At 66.0% G+C, this 16457-nt stretch carries 17 protein-coding genes; 7 read left to right on the forward strand and 10 right to left on the reverse strand.

From position 1 onward, the window contains the following. Positions 1 to 172: 172 nt before the first annotated feature. Positions 173 to 1645, reverse strand: a complete 1473-nt coding sequence (locus tag QM732_RS05610; RefSeq protein WP_415655202.1) for a Fic family protein — start codon at positions 1643 to 1645, stop codon at positions 173 to 175. A 551-nt stretch (positions 1646 to 2196) separates the two neighbouring features. Between QM732_RS05610 and gdhA the strand changes: the two genes are divergently transcribed. Continuing rightward, positions 2197 to 3540 (forward strand): NADP-specific glutamate dehydrogenase, encoded by a 1344-nt coding sequence (gene gdhA, locus QM732_RS05615; protein ID WP_415655203.1) that lies wholly within the window; start codon positions 2197 to 2199, stop codon positions 3538 to 3540. 62 nt (positions 3541 to 3602) lie between these two features. On the opposite strand, the gene QM732_RS05620 is transcribed toward gdhA, so the two are convergent. The 9 genes from QM732_RS05620 to QM732_RS05660 form a co-directional block, all read right to left on the reverse strand. After that, on the reverse strand, positions 3603 to 3992 hold the full coding sequence (locus tag QM732_RS05620) for a ribbon-helix-helix domain-containing protein (protein WP_415655204.1): 390 nt from the start codon (positions 3990 to 3992) through the stop codon (positions 3603 to 3605). Between the two features lie 32 nt (positions 3993 to 4024). Beyond that, positions 4025 to 4603 carry a DJ-1/PfpI family protein gene (locus QM732_RS05625; RefSeq protein WP_415655205.1) on the reverse strand — a complete coding sequence of 193 codons (579 nt, stop codon included), beginning with the start codon at positions 4601 to 4603 and terminating at the stop codon, positions 4025 to 4027. Positions 4604 to 4822: 219 nt separating this feature from the next. After that, a complete protein-coding gene (gene acnB, locus QM732_RS05630) occupies positions 4823 to 7414 on the reverse strand; it encodes a bifunctional aconitate hydratase 2/2-methylisocitrate dehydratase (protein ID WP_415655206.1) in 2592 nt (863 codons plus the stop codon). Positions 7415 to 7451: 37 nt separating this feature from the next. After that, positions 7452 to 7862, reverse strand: coding sequence for a type II toxin-antitoxin system VapC family toxin (locus tag QM732_RS05635; RefSeq protein ID WP_331175820.1), 411 nt, complete (start codon positions 7860 to 7862; stop codon positions 7452 to 7454). A 76-nt stretch (positions 7863 to 7938) separates the two neighbouring features. Then, entirely contained in the window at positions 7939 to 8196 is a 258-nt protein-coding gene (locus QM732_RS05640; protein ID WP_415655207.1) for an AbrB/MazE/SpoVT family DNA-binding domain-containing protein, read from the reverse strand. A 137-nt stretch (positions 8197 to 8333) separates the two neighbouring features. Continuing rightward, positions 8334 to 8915, reverse strand: coding sequence for a hypothetical protein (locus QM732_RS05645; protein ID WP_415655208.1), 582 nt, complete (start codon positions 8913 to 8915; stop codon positions 8334 to 8336). 121 nt (positions 8916 to 9036) lie between these two features. Further along, complete coding sequence (locus QM732_RS05650; RefSeq protein ID WP_415655209.1) at positions 9037 to 10038, reverse strand: HpcH/HpaI aldolase/citrate lyase family protein; 1002 nt, start codon at positions 10036 to 10038, stop codon at positions 9037 to 9039. A 154-nt stretch (positions 10039 to 10192) separates the two neighbouring features. Continuing rightward, positions 10193 to 10972, reverse strand: coding sequence for a trans-aconitate 2-methyltransferase (tam, locus tag QM732_RS05655; protein WP_415655210.1), 780 nt, complete (start codon positions 10970 to 10972; stop codon positions 10193 to 10195). Between the two features lie 19 nt (positions 10973 to 10991). Next, the gene (locus QM732_RS05660) at positions 10992 to 11978 is read right to left on the reverse strand and encodes a malate dehydrogenase (protein WP_331175816.1); all 987 of its coding nucleotides are present in this window, start codon (positions 11976 to 11978) and stop codon (positions 10992 to 10994) included. A gap of 80 nt (positions 11979 to 12058) precedes the next feature. On the opposite strand from QM732_RS05660, the gene QM732_RS05665 reads away from it, so the two are divergent. The 6 genes from QM732_RS05665 (at position 12059) to QM732_RS05690 (ending at position 16455) form a co-directional block, all read left to right on the forward strand. Next, the gene (locus QM732_RS05665) at positions 12059 to 12775 is read left to right on the forward strand and encodes a GntR family transcriptional regulator (RefSeq protein ID WP_415655211.1); all 717 of its coding nucleotides are present in this window, start codon (positions 12059 to 12061) and stop codon (positions 12773 to 12775) included. Between the two features lie 93 nt (positions 12776 to 12868). Next, a complete protein-coding gene (sdhC, locus tag QM732_RS05670; protein ID WP_415655212.1) occupies positions 12869 to 13297 on the forward strand; it encodes a succinate dehydrogenase, cytochrome b556 subunit in 429 nt (142 codons plus the stop codon). 23 nt (positions 13298 to 13320) lie between these two features. Continuing rightward, on the forward strand, positions 13321 to 13680 hold the full coding sequence (gene sdhD, locus QM732_RS05675) for a succinate dehydrogenase, hydrophobic membrane anchor protein (RefSeq protein ID WP_415655213.1): 360 nt from the start codon (positions 13321 to 13323) through the stop codon (positions 13678 to 13680). After that, a complete protein-coding gene (sdhA, locus tag QM732_RS05680; RefSeq protein WP_415655214.1) occupies positions 13680 to 15449 on the forward strand; it encodes a succinate dehydrogenase flavoprotein subunit in 1770 nt (589 codons plus the stop codon). The genes sdhD and sdhA overlap by 1 nt, the downstream gene beginning before the upstream one ends. A gap of 17 nt (positions 15450 to 15466) precedes the next feature. After that, complete coding sequence (locus tag QM732_RS05685) at positions 15467 to 16168, forward strand: succinate dehydrogenase iron-sulfur subunit (RefSeq protein WP_415655215.1); 702 nt, start codon at positions 15467 to 15469, stop codon at positions 16166 to 16168. An 11-nt stretch (positions 16169 to 16179) separates the two neighbouring features. Next, the gene (locus tag QM732_RS05690; protein WP_415655216.1) at positions 16180 to 16455 is read left to right on the forward strand and encodes a succinate dehydrogenase assembly factor 2; all 276 of its coding nucleotides are present in this window, start codon (positions 16180 to 16182) and stop codon (positions 16453 to 16455) included. The last annotated feature ends 2 nt before the right edge of the window (positions 16456 to 16457 follow it).

The raw sequence follows: 16457 nt of genomic DNA on the forward strand, positions 1-16457 counted from the left end.
ATTGAGTCCTGAACCGCGCGCTCATTCAAGACTGAACTTTCAGGGGTTTCATTCTTTCAACTCTGAGCTTTTACGCCTGGCTGACCGGCTACCTGGCCAAACCCAGCAGCACCATCGCCGCAATGGCCACGGGCCGAGCTGGGTGGGTTGCTTCAAACTAGCTCCTTCGGGTTCACCGCCCCAAGTCCTTGCGAGGCCCTGCCAAGACAGTGACTTGGCCTTGGCCACCCTTGAAAGTGACCTCCAGACGTTCGGCGAGTTCGGGCACACGGTCCAGCCGCTTAAGGTCGTGGATGACAACCTGCCGCCGCCCTAGATCTTGAGCCGCGTAGAGGTCGGTGACCGCGACAACCGGCCCGACGTATTGGCGGTCCTTGTCGCCGGAGATGGGGCCGACGGTGAAGCCGGCCTCCTCCAGCCTCGCCTGCAGATCCGTCAGAGGCGCCCCATCAGACTCGACACTTTGTCCGGCTGGCCCTGAGGCCTGCTGCGCGCCGTCACGGTCAATTCCGTGCGTCCAACCAGGCACGTTCACGTAGTAGCGGATGGCCTTGCCTGCACCCACGCTCCAGAGCTGGCCGCCGGCAACCATCTCAGCGAGATCTCGCGAGGCCGTAGCCCGCGACACGCCAGTCATCTTGATGTACTTGTCAGCGTTCAGGCCGCCCAGGAAGCCTCCATTGCCCTCGTCCAACAGTCGCTGCAGAACCTTGCTCTTGCGCTCAGCCAGGCCCTTGCCATGGGCATCCCAGAACTGCCGCTTCTCAATGGCTCGATCAATGATCTCGTTCGTGCGCTCATAGGCGGCAGAGCATTGGCTGGCGAACCACTGCACCCATTTGGTCACGTCGCCCTCCCCGCGCTGCTCATGGTTGAGCGCCTCGTAGTAGGCGCCGCGGTTCTTCTCCAGCTGCGTCGAGAGGCTGATCAGGCGAACAGGCGAATTGAGGTGCTGCATCATTGCCATGTCCACAATGGCCCGTCCGAGGCGGCCGTTGCCGTCCTCGAAGGGATGGATGCTTTCAAACCAGACGTGGGCGATGGCGGCCCGCGCCAGGCCGTCAAGGCGTTGGCCGCTGGGGCTGTCCGGCGCGGTGTTGTTGAACCACTTCAAGAAGCTCTCCATGTGCTTTGGAACGTCCACCGAGGGCGGGGCTTCGTAGTGGACCTTCTCCCGCCCCATGGGCCCGCTGACGATCTGCATCGGGTCTTCGTGGTCGCGGTAGCGCCCGACGACGATCCGGCGAATGCTGGTGGTGCTGCCCGGGAATAGAGCCGACTGCCAGCGGCAAAGGCGGTCCTCTGTCAGCGGTTGCTTGAAGTTCATCATGGCATCGCTGATCACGTCGACCAGGCCGTCCACATGGCGGTCACCGGACCCGGTGTTGGCCAACCCAAGCCGGCGCAGGACTGAAGAGCGGACTGAATCGGCGTTGAGCCTCTCGCCCTCGATGGCGGCTGTGGACATCACTTCAGCGCTCAACACGTCGAGCGCCACCTGGCTCGTGCTTCCCAGGCCGATTGCTGCTGCTTTGCCCGACACCAAGCCATGCATGGTGTAGGCCTCCGCCAGCTCCGGCGCCGCGCGTGCGGCGTCATAGCCGAAGTGCGGCCAGTTCGGCTGCGACCAGATCCAAGTACTCATGAGGCGTATCGTACTCCGTTCGCCTCAAATGGTGAGGCAATGCAGCGCACATTCGCCTCAGTCGATTCGCGCACGAGCGCACCATCCGGCATTCCCAACGGATCAAGGCCTTGGCGCTGGCCGTGATTGCGCATGCTTTGCTGCGAAAGCAGCGACACGGGCAGCAGGCCATATGCGGCGCGGCCATGGCCATCGCCCGAGCGGGGCCCACTCACGACAAGCAACTCATCTGCGACACGCCGCTGAGCTGCCGGATGCGTGCAGCGCGCGACGCCATGCCGCGGGCTGCAAACGGCCCTGCAGGCGACGTTCTGCCCCTCACCCGCGTGTCCTAGACACGCCCGCCAGGGCGCCCATCCAAAAAGTTCAGAACTGAGTGAGCGAAGTTCAGAACTGAATGGTTTTCGACACCGGCGTCACGCCGGCTGGTTGCCTTGTTTTGGTGCGAACGCCGACTTTGCAACCCAAGATGGTGCATGGGTTCATGTTTTTTTAACATGACGGACTGCCGTGGCGATCTTCCGCCACGCCTGTTCCGAGAGCTGCTGCCCATGAAATACGCGTCCCTAGGTCAATTCCTCGAGCATGTTGCCCAGCGCAACCCCGGCCAGCCCGAGTACCTGCAGGCGGTGACCGAGGTCATGGAAAGCCTGTGGCCCTTCATCCAGGCGCATCCGCGCTACGCGGAGCAGGGCCTGCTGGACCGGCTGGTGGAGCCCGAGCGCATCGTGATGTTCCGCGTCTCCTGGCTTGACGATCATGGCGACGTGCACGTCAACCGCGGCTATCGCATCCAGCACAGCATGGCCATCGGACCCTATAAGGGTGGCCTGCGCTTCCATCCGTCGGTGAATCTGTCGGTGCTGAAGTTCCTGGCCTTCGAGCAGACCTTCAAGAACGCGCTGACCACGTTGCCCATGGGCGGCGGCAAGGGCGGTTCGGACTTCGATCCCAAGGGGAAGAGCCCGGCCGAGATCATGCGCTTTTGCCAGGCGTTTGCGACGGAGCTGTTCCGCCATGTCGGCCCGGACACAGATGTGCCGGCCGGCGACATCGGTGTGGGTGGCCGCGAGGTAGGCTATATGGCCGGCATGGTCAAGAAGTTGGCCAACAGCGCAGCCAGCGTGTTCACCGGCAAGGGCCTGTCCTTTGGTGGCTCTTTGATCCGCCCCGAGGCGACGGGCTATGGCACCGTCTACTTCGCGCAGGAGATGCTCAAGACCCGAGGTCGCTCGTTCGAGGGGCTGCGCGTGTCGGTGTCCGGCTCGGGCAACGTGGCGCAGTACGCGGTCGAGAAGGCGATGCAGCTGGGAGCCAAGGTGGTCACCGTGTCCGACTCCAGCGGCACGGTCATTGACGATGCCGGCTTCACGCCGGAGAAGCTCGCCATCCTGATGGACGTCAAGAACCACCACTACGGCCGCGTCAGCGACTACGCGCGGCGCACCGACGCGCATTTCGAGGCCGGCGTGCGTCCCTGGCATGTGCCGGTGGACGTGGCGCTGCCGTGTGCCACGCAGAACGAGTTGGACGCGCGTGACGCCGCCACGCTGATTGGCAACGGCGTGCTGTGCGTCGCCGAGGGGGCCAACATGCCGTCCACCATCGAGGCCGCCAAGGCCTTTGAGGCGGCGGGTGTGCTCTACGCGCCTGGCAAGGCGAGCAACGCGGGCGGCGTGGCGACCTCCGGTCTGGAGATGAGCCAGAACGCGATGCGTCTGTCGTGGACGCGCGAGGAGGTGGACGCCCGGCTGCTGCAGATCATGCAGGGCATCCATGCCGCTTGCCTGAAGCACGGCGCGCGGGCCGGTGGCGGCGTCAGCTACATCGATGGCGCCAACGTTGCCGGTTTCGTCAAGGTGGCCGACGCGATGCTGGCCCAGGGCGTGGTGTGAACACGGCGCCCCAGGACGCCTCAAGACCAGCATGCTGGGGCCGTGCGGCCCCAGCGCTGTTCTCAGGCGTCGGCGCGTGGTAGTTCCACACGGCCCGGCGTGCGCGCCCAACTGGGCGGCAGGTCCGCCAGGACGGCGGCCGGGTCCAGCGAACGTATGGGTACTCCCAGGTCGGCCGGGATGCGCTGGCGCGCCAGCAGCGCCATGTAGCGCAGCGCGCAGACGCGCAGAAAGGACGCGAAGTTGCCCACCGCGCCGCGAGCCTGCACCAGTTCGTCGTACAGCTTCTCGATCAACTGCGTGACAGCCATGCCATCGCGCGCGGCGATCTCGTCCAGCACTTCCCAGTGCAGGTTTTCAAGCCGGATGCTGGTGACCACGCCGTGCAGGCGCACTGAGCGCGTGCGCGACTCGTAGGACTCGGGGTTGGCGCTGATGAAGACCTGGCACATGGCACACCTCCTGGCGTCATTGTGCGCGTCGCTCAGTGGCTGATGCGCGTGCCCAGCACGGCCAGGAATTGCGCGATCCAGGCAGGGTGGGCGGGCCAGGCTGGCGCCGTGACCAGGTTGCCATCGGTGACGGCCTGGTCCACCGGGATGCTGGCATAGCTGGCGCCGGCCAGCTCCACTTCAGCCGCGCAGGCCGGGTAGGCCGAAACCTTCTTGCCGCGGATGACACCTGCAGCCGCCAGCAGCTGGGCGCCGTGGCAGATGGCCGCGATGGGCTTCCCCGCCTGGGCGAAGTGCTGCACCAGCGGCAGCACGCCGGCCACCGTGCGCAGATACTCGGGGGCGCGACCGCCGGGAATCACCAGGCCGTCGTAGTCGGCGGCCTGCACGGCATCGAAGCTCGCATTGAGCACGAAGCGGTGGCCGGGTTTCTCGGAGTAGGTCTGGGCGCCCTCGAAGTCGTGGATGGCCGTGAATACGAAGTCGCCCGCCTTCTTGCCTGGGCAGACGGCGTCAACCTGGTGGCCCACGGCGAGCAGCGCCTGGAAGGGCACCATGATCTCGTAGTCCTCCACGTAGTCACCCGCCAGCAGCAGCAGCTTCTTGCCCATGTTCGTCTCCTTGAGTTGGTGGAGCGCTGATTCTGGGAAGCTGCTGCGGGCGGTGGGTAACAGCCCGTTGTGCCGCGAACAGGAAAGGCTCCGCCACAAAGAAGAACACCCCGGAAACCTATGTCACCGGGGTGTTCGGGGCAAACACGAGATGGGGGTGACCATCTCTGTAAAGCTCTCGTCGGCGCGAGCCGGCGGGGGCTTTCAGGGGCTATGCCGTCAGGCGGCCACGCCCTTGGCGGTGTCCGCGTATTCCTCGATCTGGTCGAAGTTCATGTAGCGGTACACGCTGGCAGCATCCTTGTTGATGATGCCCATGGCCTCGTGGTACTCGGCCACCGTCGGGATCTTGCCAAGCTTGGACGCGATGGCGGCCAGTTCGGCCGAGGCCAGGAACACGTTGGTGTTCTTACCCAGGCGGTTGGGGAAGTTGCGGGTCGACGTGGACACGACGGTCGCGCCTTCGCGCACCTGGGCCTGGTTGCCCATGCACAGGCTACAGCCCGGCATTTCGGTGCGCGCGCCAGCAGTGCCAAAGGCGGCGTAGTGGCCTTCCTTGATCAGCTCGCTCTGGTCCATCTTGGTCGGCGGGGCAACCCACAGCTTGACCGGGATGTCGCGTTGGCCGCCCAGCAGCTTGGCCGCGGCGCGGAAGTGGCCGATGTTGGTCATGCACGAGCCGATGAAGGCCTCGTCGATCTTGGTTCCGGCCACGTCAGACAGCGTCTTGGCATCGTCCGGATCGTTGGGGCAGCAGAGGATGGGCTCCTTGATGTCGGCCAGGTCGATCTCGATGACGGCGGCGTACTCGGCGTCCTTGTCGGCTTCCAGCAGGTCGGGCTTGGCCAGCCAGGCTTCGACCTTCTCGATGCGGCGCTGCAGCGTCTTCGCGTCGGCATAGCCATCGGCGATCATGTTCTTCATCAGCACGATGTTGGAGGTCAGGTACTCCTTGATCGGTGCCGGATTCAGCTTGATCGTGCAGCCGGCGGCCGAACGCTCCGCGGAGGCGTCGGACAGCTCGAAGGCTTGCTCCACCTTCAGGTCGGGCAGGCCCTCGATTTCGAGGATGCGGCCAGAGAACACGTTCTTCTTGCCAGCCTTGGCGACAGTCAGCAGACCGGCCTTGATTGCGTACAGCGGGATGGCATGCACGAGGTCGCGCAGCGTCACGCCGGGCTGCATCTCGCCCTTGAATCGGACCAGCACAGACTCCGGCATGTCCAGCGGCATCACGCCGGTGGCGGCGCCGAAGGCCACGAGCCCGGAGCCGGCTGGGAAGCTGATGCCGATGGGGAAGCGGGTGTGCGAGTCGCCGCCGGTGCCGACCGTGTCGGGCAGCAGCAGGCGGTTCAGCCAGCTGTGGATGACGCCGTCGCCCGGGCGCAAGGCCACGCCGCCGCGGTTGCTGATGAAGGCGGGCAGCTCGCGGTGGGTCTTCACGTCCACGGGCTTGGGGTAGGCGGCGGTGTGGCAGAACGACTGCATGACCAGGTCCGCCGAGAAGCCCAGGCAGGCCAGATCCTTCAGCTCGTCGCGGGTCATCGGGCCGGTGGTGTCCTGCGAGCCGACAGTCGTCATCTTGGGCTCGCAGTAGGTGCCGGGACGCACGCCCTGGCCTTCCGGCAGGCCCACGGCGCGGCCGACCATCTTCTGTGCCAGCGTGAAGCCGGCGGTCGAGGCGGCGGGGGGCTGCGGCAGGCGGAACAGCGTGGAGGCGGGCAGACCGAGGAACTCGCGGGCCTTGGCGGTCAGCGAGCGGCCGATGATGAGGTTGATGCGGCCGCCAGCGCGCACTTCATCGAACAGCACATCGCTCTTGAGCTTGAACTCGGCGACGGTCTCGCCGTTCTTCACCAGCTTGCCGTCGTAGGGCAGCACGTCGATGACGTCACCCATTTCCAGCTTCGAGACGTCCACCTCGATGGGCAGCGAGCCGGAGTCTTCCTGCGTATTGAAGAAGATGGGCGCGATCTTGCCGCCCAGTGTGACGCCACCGAAGCGCTTGTTGGGCACGAAGGGGATGTCTTCGCCGGTGGCCCAGATGACCGAGTTTGTGGCGGACTTGCGGGAGGAGCCGGTGCCGACCACGTCGCCGACGTAGGCCACCACGTGGCCCTTCTTCTTCAGGTCCTCGATGAACTGCATCGGGCCGCGCTTGCCGTCTTCCTCGGGCTTGAAGGCCGCGTCGGAGCGGGTGTTCTTCAGCATCGCCAGGTAGTGCAGCGGGATGTCCGGACGGCTCCAGGCGTCGGGTGCGGGGGACAGGTCGTCCGTGTTGGTCTCGCCAGGCACCTTGAAGACGGTGACGGTGATTTTCTTCTCGACTTCGGGGCGGCTCGTGAACCACTCGGCGTCGGCCCACGACTGCAGCACTTCCTTGGCCTTGGCGTTGCCGGCCTTTGCCTTGGTGGCGACGTCATTGAAGTAGTCGAACATCAGCAGGGTCTTCTTCAGACCCTCGGCAGCCACGCCAGCGACCTCAGCGTCATCCAGCAGCTCGATCAGCGGATGCACGTTGTAGCCACCGACCATGGTGCCCAGCAGCTCGGTGGCCTTGGACCGGGAGATCAGGCCCACCTTGACGTCGCCATGGGCGACGGCGGCCAGGAACGAGGCCTTGACCTTGGCGGCATCGTCAACGCCCGGGGGCACCCGGTGCGTCAGCAGGTCCAGCAAGAAGGCGTCCTCGCCGGCCGGCGGGTTCTTGATCAGCTCGATCAGCTCGGCGACTTGCTTGGCATCCAGCGCGAGGGGGGGGATGCCGAGGGCGGCGCGTTCGGCGACGTGTTGGCGGTAGGCGGTGAGCATTTGGGAACTCCTGGAACGGAACGGGGATGAAAAAGACTCAGGACCTGGGCGCTATGACGCGCAGGCCCTTGAAGTAGTCGCGGAAAAAACCGGCGTCGCGGGTGATCAGCCCTTGGCATTGCAGCAGGGCATGCGCGCCAATGAGGAAGTCGGGAACGCTGCGCTTGGCGTCGGCGCTGGCCGGCAGGCGCTGGCGGTAGCGGCGCTGCATCTCGCCGGCGCGCAGGGCGGCACGCAACTCCAGCGGCGAGAAACCGATGCCAATGGCTTCGAGCGTCTCCAGCACGATGTCGCTGTGGCCCAGGCCGGCCACCACCTCGCTGACCACCACCTCGCAGGCCACGACCGGGCCGGTCGACAGCGCGCTGCGCAGCAACTGCTCGGCCTCGTCCGCGGACGGGCCATCGCCGATGTAGTCGACGAGGATGGAGGTGTCGACGGCAATCATGCCGCTTTCCGTCGGGCCATCCCCAGGGGGGCGAAGCCTACGTGGGGGACAGCCTGCAAGGTGCGCGCGGGGGCTCTCATGTTTCCTCCGGCGGCGGGTAGGGATCACCCGGCGCGCGGCCACGCAGCTCGCGCATCACGTCGTCGGTGGTCGTGCCTTCGGGCAGCTTGATGCGGCCTCGCATCTTGGACAGCGCATCGCCGACATCCTTGCGCAGGATGATGCGGCCACCGTCCAGCTCGACCTTGAGCGTCGTGCCCTTGGTCAGGCCAAGAGCGTCTCGGACGGCTTTGGGCAGCGTGATCTGCCCGCGCTCGGCAACGGTGGCTTCCATGGGGCCTCCAGCGGCTGGCCGCCGGCAGGCCGGCGGCAGGCCGGCGGCAGGCCGGCGGCAGGCCGGCGGCTCAGGTATGCATCAGAAAGTATGCATGCATTCTACATACCTGGGCCGGAGGTTTCAATCGAGACGACTCACTTGCCGGCCACGGGCGTGATGCCGAGGCCGCTGCGGGCCTGCTCGGCCGCCTCGGCTTCGGGGTCGGCGATCTTGGCGGCCTTGGCGGCCGCGATCAGCTTCTCCTGCTCGGGATGGACGCAGTCGTCCAGCAGGCGCTGGCCGATCTTGGTGTCCAGCAGCATGGACTTGTTGGCGATCTGGATCATCAGAGTGCGGCCGGTCACGTCCTCCAGGCGCAGGGCGCCGGTGGACGACAGCACGGGTTTCATCGTGATGACCTGCTTCTTCCAGGCGACATTGATGTAGCCGGCCACCTTGGGGTGCTTGTCGATGTGCACGCGCTCCTTGAACTCGCAGGCGTAGTCGCCGATGTAGGCGCGTTCGGCGGCTGCGAGCTGAGGTTCGTCAGCGTCGGTCAGCACGGGCTCGGGTGGCGGTGCAGGCGTCTTCTTTACAGGCGTCTTGGGGGAGGCTTTGGCGATGGGTTTGGCGACAGGCTTGACGCCAGCCTTGGCCGGCGGTGTCTGGGCCAGGGCGGGCAGTGCGGCGCAAAGGATGAGGGCGGCGGCGCAGCCGCGGAGCGTGGGGTACGGCATCGAGGTGGGGCGGAAAAAGAGGGGGGAATTGGGGCGGCGCATCATGGCCGAGGCGAGCGCGGCCAGGGGTGAGCAGGTGTGAGGATTGTCCGGTGCCTCATGCCATGCCCAGGCCCGTGCTTTACCCGATGGATGCTGGGAAGAACGCTTGCCGTGCCTCGGCGGGGAGCGGGCGGCCGGTGCGCTCGGCACGCTCCAGCACGGTCCAGAAATAGCGATAGCTGGCACGGTCGTGCAATCGGTCACGGAACGGGATCGGCGCCCACCGGGCGGCTTGCGCGGCGAGCAACAGTTCGGCGGCCTCGGCGACCTCTTCGGCCGCAGGTGCGAAGGCGTCGACGATGGGGCGGATCTGGTCAGGGTGGATGCTCCACATGCGTGTGTAGCCGAACTCGCGTGCGACTCGGCGGGCGGCGGCGGCGAGTGCGCAAGCGTCGCGGAACTCGGTGACGACGCAGTGCGAAGGCGTCTTGCCGAAAGCGTGGGCTGCGGCGGCGATCTCCAGCTTGGCGCGCACGACCAGCGGATGCTCGAACTGGCCGGGTAGCTCCATCGCTGTCTTGGGAATGGCGCCGCCGTGGGCGGAGACGAAATCCATCAGGCCGAAGGACAGGGACTCGATACGCGGATGGGCGGCGATGCGGAACACCTCGCGCAACGCGCCGTGGGTCTCGATCAGTACCTGCAGCGGCAGCCTTGGGCGACCATGGCGCTCGCAGGCGGCGTCGATCGCGGCGGCGGCGCGATCCACGTCGTCGGCGCCCTCGGGCTTGGGAATCATCAGATATGCCAGGCGACCGCCGGCCTTGGCGATCAGTGTGTCCACATCGGCCTCGAAGGCGGCGTGGCCCCAGGGGTGGACGCGGGCGCCGACGCGGCCGAAGCGGTTGGCTGCGCTTGTCGCCAGTTCGGCGATCAGCAGCGCATGCTCGGCCTCGCCGCCGACGGGGGCACCATCCTCGGCGTCCAGTGTGATGTCGAAGACGGGGCCGAGTTCGGCCTGCAGAGCCAGACTCTTCCTCATGCGCGCTTCGACGCCGCAATAGTGGTCGACGACAGGTAGCGCTGTGCGGGACGCTTCATGGCCGAAAAGGGCCACGCGGGGATGGAGGAGCGCGCTCATGGCGTCACTGTACCCAGGATGGGGCCATGCAAACCGCTGTGCCTGCGCATGTTGTGACGTGCCAGCATCCATGCACGCGACTGCGAGGGCCGCGGCGGATGGGCTGCGGGCCCAGCCGCTCGCGCAGGCGGCGGCAACCTTGCGGCTGCCGGCTTCACGCGGTTGAGAGGCTTGCGACGAAGAACAGGCGTGGGAAGGCCAGCAGCAGCCGGCCATCCGCACGTTGCGGGTAGCTGCTGGCGATACGCTGTTCGTAGTCGGCTAGGAACTGTGTGCGCTCGGGCTCGGGCAGCGGGTCGACAAAGGGCTTGAGCCCGGTGCCGCGCACCCACTCGACGATGCGGGAGGCCGAGTCCATCGGATGCTGGTAGGCGGTACGCCAAAGGTCCAGCGAGGCGCTGATTGGCGCCAGCAGGTCGTAGTAGCCATCCAGCCCCAGCAACTCGGTGCGCAGCCGGCTAGCGTCGCCGATCAGCGCAGCGAACGGAGGTTGAGCAGCCAGTTCGCGCATGGCGCGGTGCGTGGGCTCGTCGCGGTTGTCCGGCATCTGCACGGCCAGCACGCCGCCCGGGGCCAGCAGGCCGAGCAGGCGAGGCAGTAGCCTCTCATGGTCGCCGACCCATTGCAGCGAGGCGTTCGCGTAGATCAGGTCGGGCGCGTCCTGCGGCGTCCAGTCCGCAATGTCCGCCAGCTCGAAGCGACAGCCTGGCAGGCGCTCACGGGCGCTCTCCAGCATGGCGGCGGAACTGTCGATGCCGATGACTTCGGCATCGGGGAAGCGTTGAACCAGCAGCTCCGCAGAGTTGCCGGGGCCGCAGCCGAGGTCGACGACCCGGCGTGGGGCCTGGAGCGGCACCCGTGCCAGCAGGTCGCGGGCTGGACGGGTGCGCTCGTCCTCGAAGCGGCGGTAGAGGTCCGGATTCCAGTCCTTCATGCCGCCGCGCTCGAAAGGCTTACAGCAGGTGCTTGACGCCGTCCTGCTCGTCCGTCAGTTCTTTCAGCGTCTTGTTGATGCACTCTTGCGAGAACGCATCGATCTCGATGCCTTGCACGATCTTGTACTCGCCGCCTTCGCAGGTGACGGGGTAGCCGAACATGACTTCCTTGGGAATGCCGTATTCACCACCCGACGGGATGCCCATCGTCACCCACTTGCCGTTGGTGCCGAGGGCCCAGTCGCGCATGTGGTCGATGGCAGCGTTGGCGGCCGAGGCAGCCGAGGACAGGCCACGGGCCGCGATGATGGCCGCGCCGCGCTTGCCGACGGTGGGCAGGAAGACTTCGCGGTTCCACTGCTCGTCGTTGATCAGGGCCTTGACCGGTTGGCCATCAATGGTGGCGTTGCGGTAGTCGGCGTACATCGTGGGCGAGTGGTTGCCCCACACGGCCAGCTTCTCGATGGAGCCTACGGCCTTGCCGGTCTTGGCAGCGATCTGCGAGGCGGCGCGGTTATGGTCAAGGCGCAGCATGGCGGTGAAGTTCTTGGCCGGCAGGTCCGGGGCAGACTTCATCGCGATGTAGGCGTTGGTGTTGGCGGGGTTGCCGACGACCAGCACGCGCACGTTGCGCGAAGCCACGGCGTTCAGTGCCTTGCCCTGCACGGTAAAGATCTGTGCGTTGGCGGCCAGCAGGTCGGCGCGCTCCATGCCGGGGCCGCGCGGGCGGGCGCCGACGAGCAGGGCGTAGTCGGTGTCCTTGAAGGCGGTCATCGGGTCGCTGTGGGCCTCGATGCCGGCCAGCAGCGGGAAGGCGCAGTCTTCGAGTTCCATGATCACGCCCTTCAGCGCGTTCTGAGCCTTCTCGTCGGGAATCTCCAACAGCTGGAGGATGACGGGCTGGTCCTTGCCCAGCATCTCGCCGGAGGCGATGCGGAACAGCAGGGCGTAGCCGATCTGGCCGGCAGCGCCGGTAACGGCGACGCGAACGGGTTTCTTGCTCATGGAGGTCTCCGAAGGGGCAGTTGAAAAAGCTGGGCGAATCCCGCTGAGTGTACGGGCATACCCTGTGCTGCAATGCACCCATGCCCAAGACCCCTGCGCCGTTGTACGAGCAAATCCGCCAGCTGATCGTCGCGGCTCTCGCGGCCGGCGAGTGGCGGCCGGGTGATGCCCTGCCCAGCGAGCCGGCGCTGGCGGAACGCTTTGGTGCCAGTACCGGCACCGTGCGCCGGGCGTTGGATGAGCTGGCCGCAGAGAACCTCGTCGAGCGCCGCCAGGGCAGCGGCACCTTCGTGGCCACACACGCGGCACCGCGCCAGCAATTCCGCTTCCTGCGCCTGGTGGCCGATGACGAGGCCGGAGGCTTCACGCGTGAGCTACTCGGCTGCCGGCGCCTGCGTGCCACGGCCGAGATTGCCCGGGCGCTGGGCTTGCGCACTTCGGAGCCCATCATCGAAGTCCGCCGGCTGCTGCATCGGCGCGGGCGACCTGTCGTGCTTGATGAACTCTGGCTTCCGGAACGGCATTTCGAGGGGTTGACGGCGGAAGTGATCGAGGGCCATCCGGGGGCGCTTTACGCACTCTTCGAGGCGCGTTTCGGCGTGCACATGGTGCGGGCTCAGGAGAAGCTGCGCGCCGTGGCTGCCACGCCCGAGGCCGCGCGCCTGCTGTGCGTGCCCGAGGGCGAGCCCCTGCTCAGCGTGGAGCGTCTGGCCTTCACCTATGGCGACCGGCCGGTGGAGTTGAGGCGCGGCCTGTACCACACCGATGCCGACCATTACCGCAACGACTTGAACTGAAGCTGACGATGGCGCAGTGCAGCATGGCGCCGGCTCGGGTTAACACTTGGGCCTAGAATCGTTTGGTTTCACCCCGATTACGCAGGCTCGACCATGACGGATAGCGCCAAAACAAGACCCGTATACCGAAATATTCACATCACGCAGATCGTCGGTTACCGGCTGCCTCCGGCCGGCATCGTCTCCATCCTGCACCGCGTCAGCGGGCTGCTGATCTTCGTGCTGCTGCCCTTCGTGGTCTGGATGCTGGACGCCAGCCTGGGCTCGGAAATCTCCTATGACGGCTTCACCAACGTCTTCGTGGCCGGCGTGGCCGGGCTGCCGGCCTGGTTTGTCAAGCTGGTCGTGCTGGGCCTGATCTGGGCCTATCTGCACCACTTCATTGCCGGCGTGCGCCACCTGTGGATGGACGCCACGCACAGTGTCAGCAAGGCCCAGGGCCACAGCTCCGCGGTCTTCACGCTGGGCTTGAGCATCGCGCTGACCGTGGTGCTGGGTGCCAAGCTGTTCGGTTTGTACTGAGCCAACCTGCAAGGACAACAACAATGAGCACTTTCGGCTCCAAGCGCCTCGTCGTCGGCGCGCACTACGGCCTGCGCGACTGGCTTGCCCAGCGCGTCACCGCCGTGCTGATGGCCCTGTTCACCGTGGCGGTGCTGATCCGCTTCCTGATGCCCGGCGAACTGGGCTACGACCACTGGTACGGCGTCTTCGCGCCGCAGTGGATGAAGGTGTTGACCTTCGTCGCCATCCTCGCGCTGGCCTACCACGCCTGGGTGGGCGTGCGTGACATCTGGATGGACTACGTGAAGCCGGTCGGCCTGCGACTGGCCCTGCAAGTGTTTTCTATCGTGTGGCTGCTTGGCTGTGCCGGCTGGGCAATCCAGGTGCTGTGGAGACTGTGATGACGGCAAAGATTTCGACCCGCAAGTTCGACGTGGTCATCGTCGGGGCCGGCGGCTCCGGCATGCGGGCCTCGCTGCAGCTGTCGCTGGCCGGCCTGAACGTGGCCGTGCTGTCCAAGGTCTTCCCGACCCGCTCGCACACCGTTGCCGCCCAGGGCGGTATCGGTGCGTCGCTGGGCAACATGAGCGAGGACAACTGGCACTACCACTTCTACGACACCATCAAGGGCTCGGACTGGCTGGGTGACCAGGACGCCATCGAGTTCATGTGCCGTGAGGCGCCCAAGGTCGTCTACGAGCTGGAGCACTTCGGCATGCCGTTCGACCGCAATGCCGACGGCACCATCTACCAGCGTCCTTTCGGCGGTCATACCGCCAACTACGGTGAGAAGCCCGTGCAGCGGGCCTGCGCCGCGGCCGACCGCACCGGCCACGCGCTGCTGCACACGCTGTATCAGCAGAACGTCAAGGCGCGCACCAACTTCTTCGTGGAGTGGATGGCGCTGGACATCATCCGCGACGCCGAAGGCGACGCCGTCGGCGTGACCGCGCTGGAGATGGAAACCGGCGACGTGCACATCCTGCACGCCAAGACGGTGCTGCTGGCCACCGGCGGCGCGGGGCGCATCTTCGCGGCCTCCACCAACGCCTTCATCAACACCGGCGACGGCCTGGGCATGGCGGCGCGTGCTGGCATTCCGCTGGAAGACATGGAGTTCTGGCAGTTCCACCCCACCGGCGTGGCCGGCGCGGGCGTGCTGCTGACGGAAGGCTGCCGCGGCGAGGGCGCCATCCTGCGCAACAGCAACGGCGAGCGCTTCATGGAGCGCTATGCCCCCACGCTGAAGGACCTGGCGCCGCGTGACTTCGTGTCCCGCTCCATGGACCAGGAGATCAAGGAAGGTCGCGGCTGCGGTCCCAACAAGGACTACGTGCTGCTGGACATGACCCACCTGGGTGCCGACACCATCGCCAAGCGTCTGCCCTCGGTGCTGGAGATCGGCCACAACTTCGCCAACGTCGACATCACGAAGGAGCCCATTCCCGTGGTGCCCACCATCCACTACCAGATGGGTGGCATTCCGACCAGCGTGCATGGCCAGGTGGTCGTGCCCAAGAACGGCAAGCACAACGACATCATCAACGGCCTCTACGCCGTCGGCGAATGCTCCTGCGTGTCGGTCCACGGCGCCAACCGCCTGGGTACCAATTCGCTGCTGGACCTGGTGGTCTTCGGCCGTGCCGCGGGCAACCACATCGTCGACTTCAACCTCAAGACGAAGTCGCACAAGGACCTGCCCAAGGACGCCGCCGACAAGACCCTGGCCCGCCTGGCGCGCCTGGAGTCGTCCACCAGCGGCGAGTACGCGCAGAACGTCGCCAACGACATCCGCGCCACCATGCAGAAGCATGCCGGCGTGTTCCGTACGCAGGCAAGCATGGACGAAGGCGTGCAGAAGATCCTGGAAGTCGCCAAGCGTGTCGGCGGCATCGGCCTGAAGGACAAGTCCAAGGTCTTCAACACCGAGCGTGTCGAGGCGCTGGAAGTCGAGAACCTCATCGAGGCCGCCCAGGCGACGATGATCTCCGCAGCCGCCCGACCCGAAAGCCGTGGCGCCCATGCGCACAACGACTATCCGAACCGCGACGACGCGAACTGGATGAAGCACACGCTGTGGTACTCCGAAGGCAATCGCCTGGACTACAAGCCTGTGAATCTCCAACCTCTCACCGTTGAATCGGTGCCTCCCAAGGTCCGCACCTTCTAAAGCATCGAGGCCAAGACATGAAGCGCACCTTCCAGATCTACCGCTACGACCCCGACAAGGACGCCAAGCCCTACATGCAGACCCTCGAGGTCGAGCTGGACGGCCATGAGCGCATGCTGCTGGACGCCCTGGTCAAGCTCAAGGCCGTGGACCCCAGCCTGTCGTTCCGCCGTTCCTGCCGTGAAGGCGTCTGTGGCTCCGACGCGATGAACATCAACGGCAAGAACGGCTTGGCCTGTCTGACGAACATGCGCACGCTGCCGGGCACCATCGTGCTCAAGCCGCTGCCGGGCCTGCCTGTCGTGCGCGACTTGATCGTCGACATGACGCAGTTCTTCAAGCAGTACCACTCGATCAAGCCCTATCTCGTCAACGACAACCCGCCGCCCGAGAAGGAGCGCCTGCAGTCGCCCGTCGAGCGCGAGGAGCTGGACGGCCTGTACGAGTGCATTCTTTGCGCGAGCTGCTCAACGAGCTGCCCGAGCTTCTGGTGGAACCCCGACAAGTTCGTCGGCCCGGCCGGCCTGCTGCAGGCCTACCGCTTCATCGCCGACAGCCGCGACGAAGGCACGGCCGAGCGCCTGGACAACCTCGAGGATCCTTACCGCCTGTTCCGCTGCCACACCATCATGAACTGCGTGGATGTCTGCCCCAAGGGTCTGAACCCCACGAAGGCCATCGGCAAGATCAAGGAACTGATGGTCCGCCGGGCGGTCTGAGTCTGATGACGATGAGTGAAGTCGCCGCGGCCCTGATCGACGAGCGTGCGCTGTCCAAGCTGCGCTGGCGTTGCCGTCGGGGCCTGCTGGAGAACGATCTCTTCATCGAACGATTCTTTGCGCGCCACGCCAGCTCGGGCATCAGCGTCACGCAAGCCGAAGGCCTGACGATGCTGATGGACCTGGCCGACAACGACCTATTGGACCTGTTGCTGCGCCGCAAGGAGCCCAGTGGTGAAATCGACACCGCTGCCGTGCGCGAAGTCCTAGCCGACCTGCGCACCTGATG

Origin of the sequence: Roseateles sp. (genome assembly GCF_047654805.1) — a bacterium.
In the GTDB taxonomy this organism is placed as follows: domain Bacteria; phylum Pseudomonadota; class Gammaproteobacteria; order Burkholderiales; family Burkholderiaceae_C; genus Pelomonas.

What these genes read in the sequence shown, in the direction of transcription:
- QM732_RS05610 (WP_415655202.1), bottom strand. Translation starts at nt 1,645, where the DNA reads ATGAGTACTTGGATCTGGTCGCAGCCGAACTGGCCGCACTTCGGCTAT.
- gdhA (WP_415655203.1), top strand. Translation starts at nt 2,197, where the DNA reads ATGAAATACGCGTCCCTAGGTCAATTCCTCGAGCATGTTGCCCAGCGC.
- QM732_RS05620 (WP_415655204.1), bottom strand. Translation starts at nt 3,992, where the DNA reads ATGTGCCAGGTCTTCATCAGCGCCAACCCCGAGTCCTACGAGTCGCGC.
- QM732_RS05625 (WP_415655205.1), bottom strand. Translation starts at nt 4,603, where the DNA reads ATGGGCAAGAAGCTGCTGCTGCTGGCGGGTGACTACGTGGAGGACTAC.
- acnB (WP_415655206.1), bottom strand. Translation starts at nt 7,414, where the DNA reads ATGCTCACCGCCTACCGCCAACACGTCGCCGAACGCGCCGCCCTCGGC.
- QM732_RS05635 (WP_331175820.1), bottom strand. Translation starts at nt 7,862, where the DNA reads ATGATTGCCGTCGACACCTCCATCCTCGTCGACTACATCGGCGATGGC.
- QM732_RS05640 (WP_415655207.1), bottom strand. Translation starts at nt 8,196, where the DNA reads ATGGAAGCCACCGTTGCCGAGCGCGGGCAGATCACGCTGCCCAAAGCC.
- QM732_RS05645 (WP_415655208.1), bottom strand. Translation starts at nt 8,915, where the DNA reads ATGCCGTACCCCACGCTCCGCGGCTGCGCCGCCGCCCTCATCCTTTGC.
- QM732_RS05650 (WP_415655209.1), bottom strand. Translation starts at nt 10,038, where the DNA reads ATGAGCGCGCTCCTCCATCCCCGCGTGGCCCTTTTCGGCCATGAAGCG.
- tam (WP_415655210.1), bottom strand. Translation starts at nt 10,972, where the DNA reads ATGAAGGACTGGAATCCGGACCTCTACCGCCGCTTCGAGGACGAGCGC.
- QM732_RS05660 (WP_331175816.1), bottom strand. Translation starts at nt 11,978, where the DNA reads ATGAGCAAGAAACCCGTTCGCGTCGCCGTTACCGGCGCTGCCGGCCAG.
- QM732_RS05665 (WP_415655211.1), top strand. Translation starts at nt 12,059, where the DNA reads ATGCCCAAGACCCCTGCGCCGTTGTACGAGCAAATCCGCCAGCTGATC.
- sdhC (WP_415655212.1), top strand. Translation starts at nt 12,869, where the DNA reads ATGACGGATAGCGCCAAAACAAGACCCGTATACCGAAATATTCACATC.
- sdhD (WP_415655213.1), top strand. Translation starts at nt 13,321, where the DNA reads ATGAGCACTTTCGGCTCCAAGCGCCTCGTCGTCGGCGCGCACTACGGC.
- sdhA (WP_415655214.1), top strand. Translation starts at nt 13,680, where the DNA reads ATGACGGCAAAGATTTCGACCCGCAAGTTCGACGTGGTCATCGTCGGG.
- QM732_RS05685 (WP_415655215.1), top strand. Translation starts at nt 15,467, where the DNA reads ATGAAGCGCACCTTCCAGATCTACCGCTACGACCCCGACAAGGACGCC.
- QM732_RS05690 (WP_415655216.1), top strand. Translation starts at nt 16,180, where the DNA reads ATGAGTGAAGTCGCCGCGGCCCTGATCGACGAGCGTGCGCTGTCCAAG.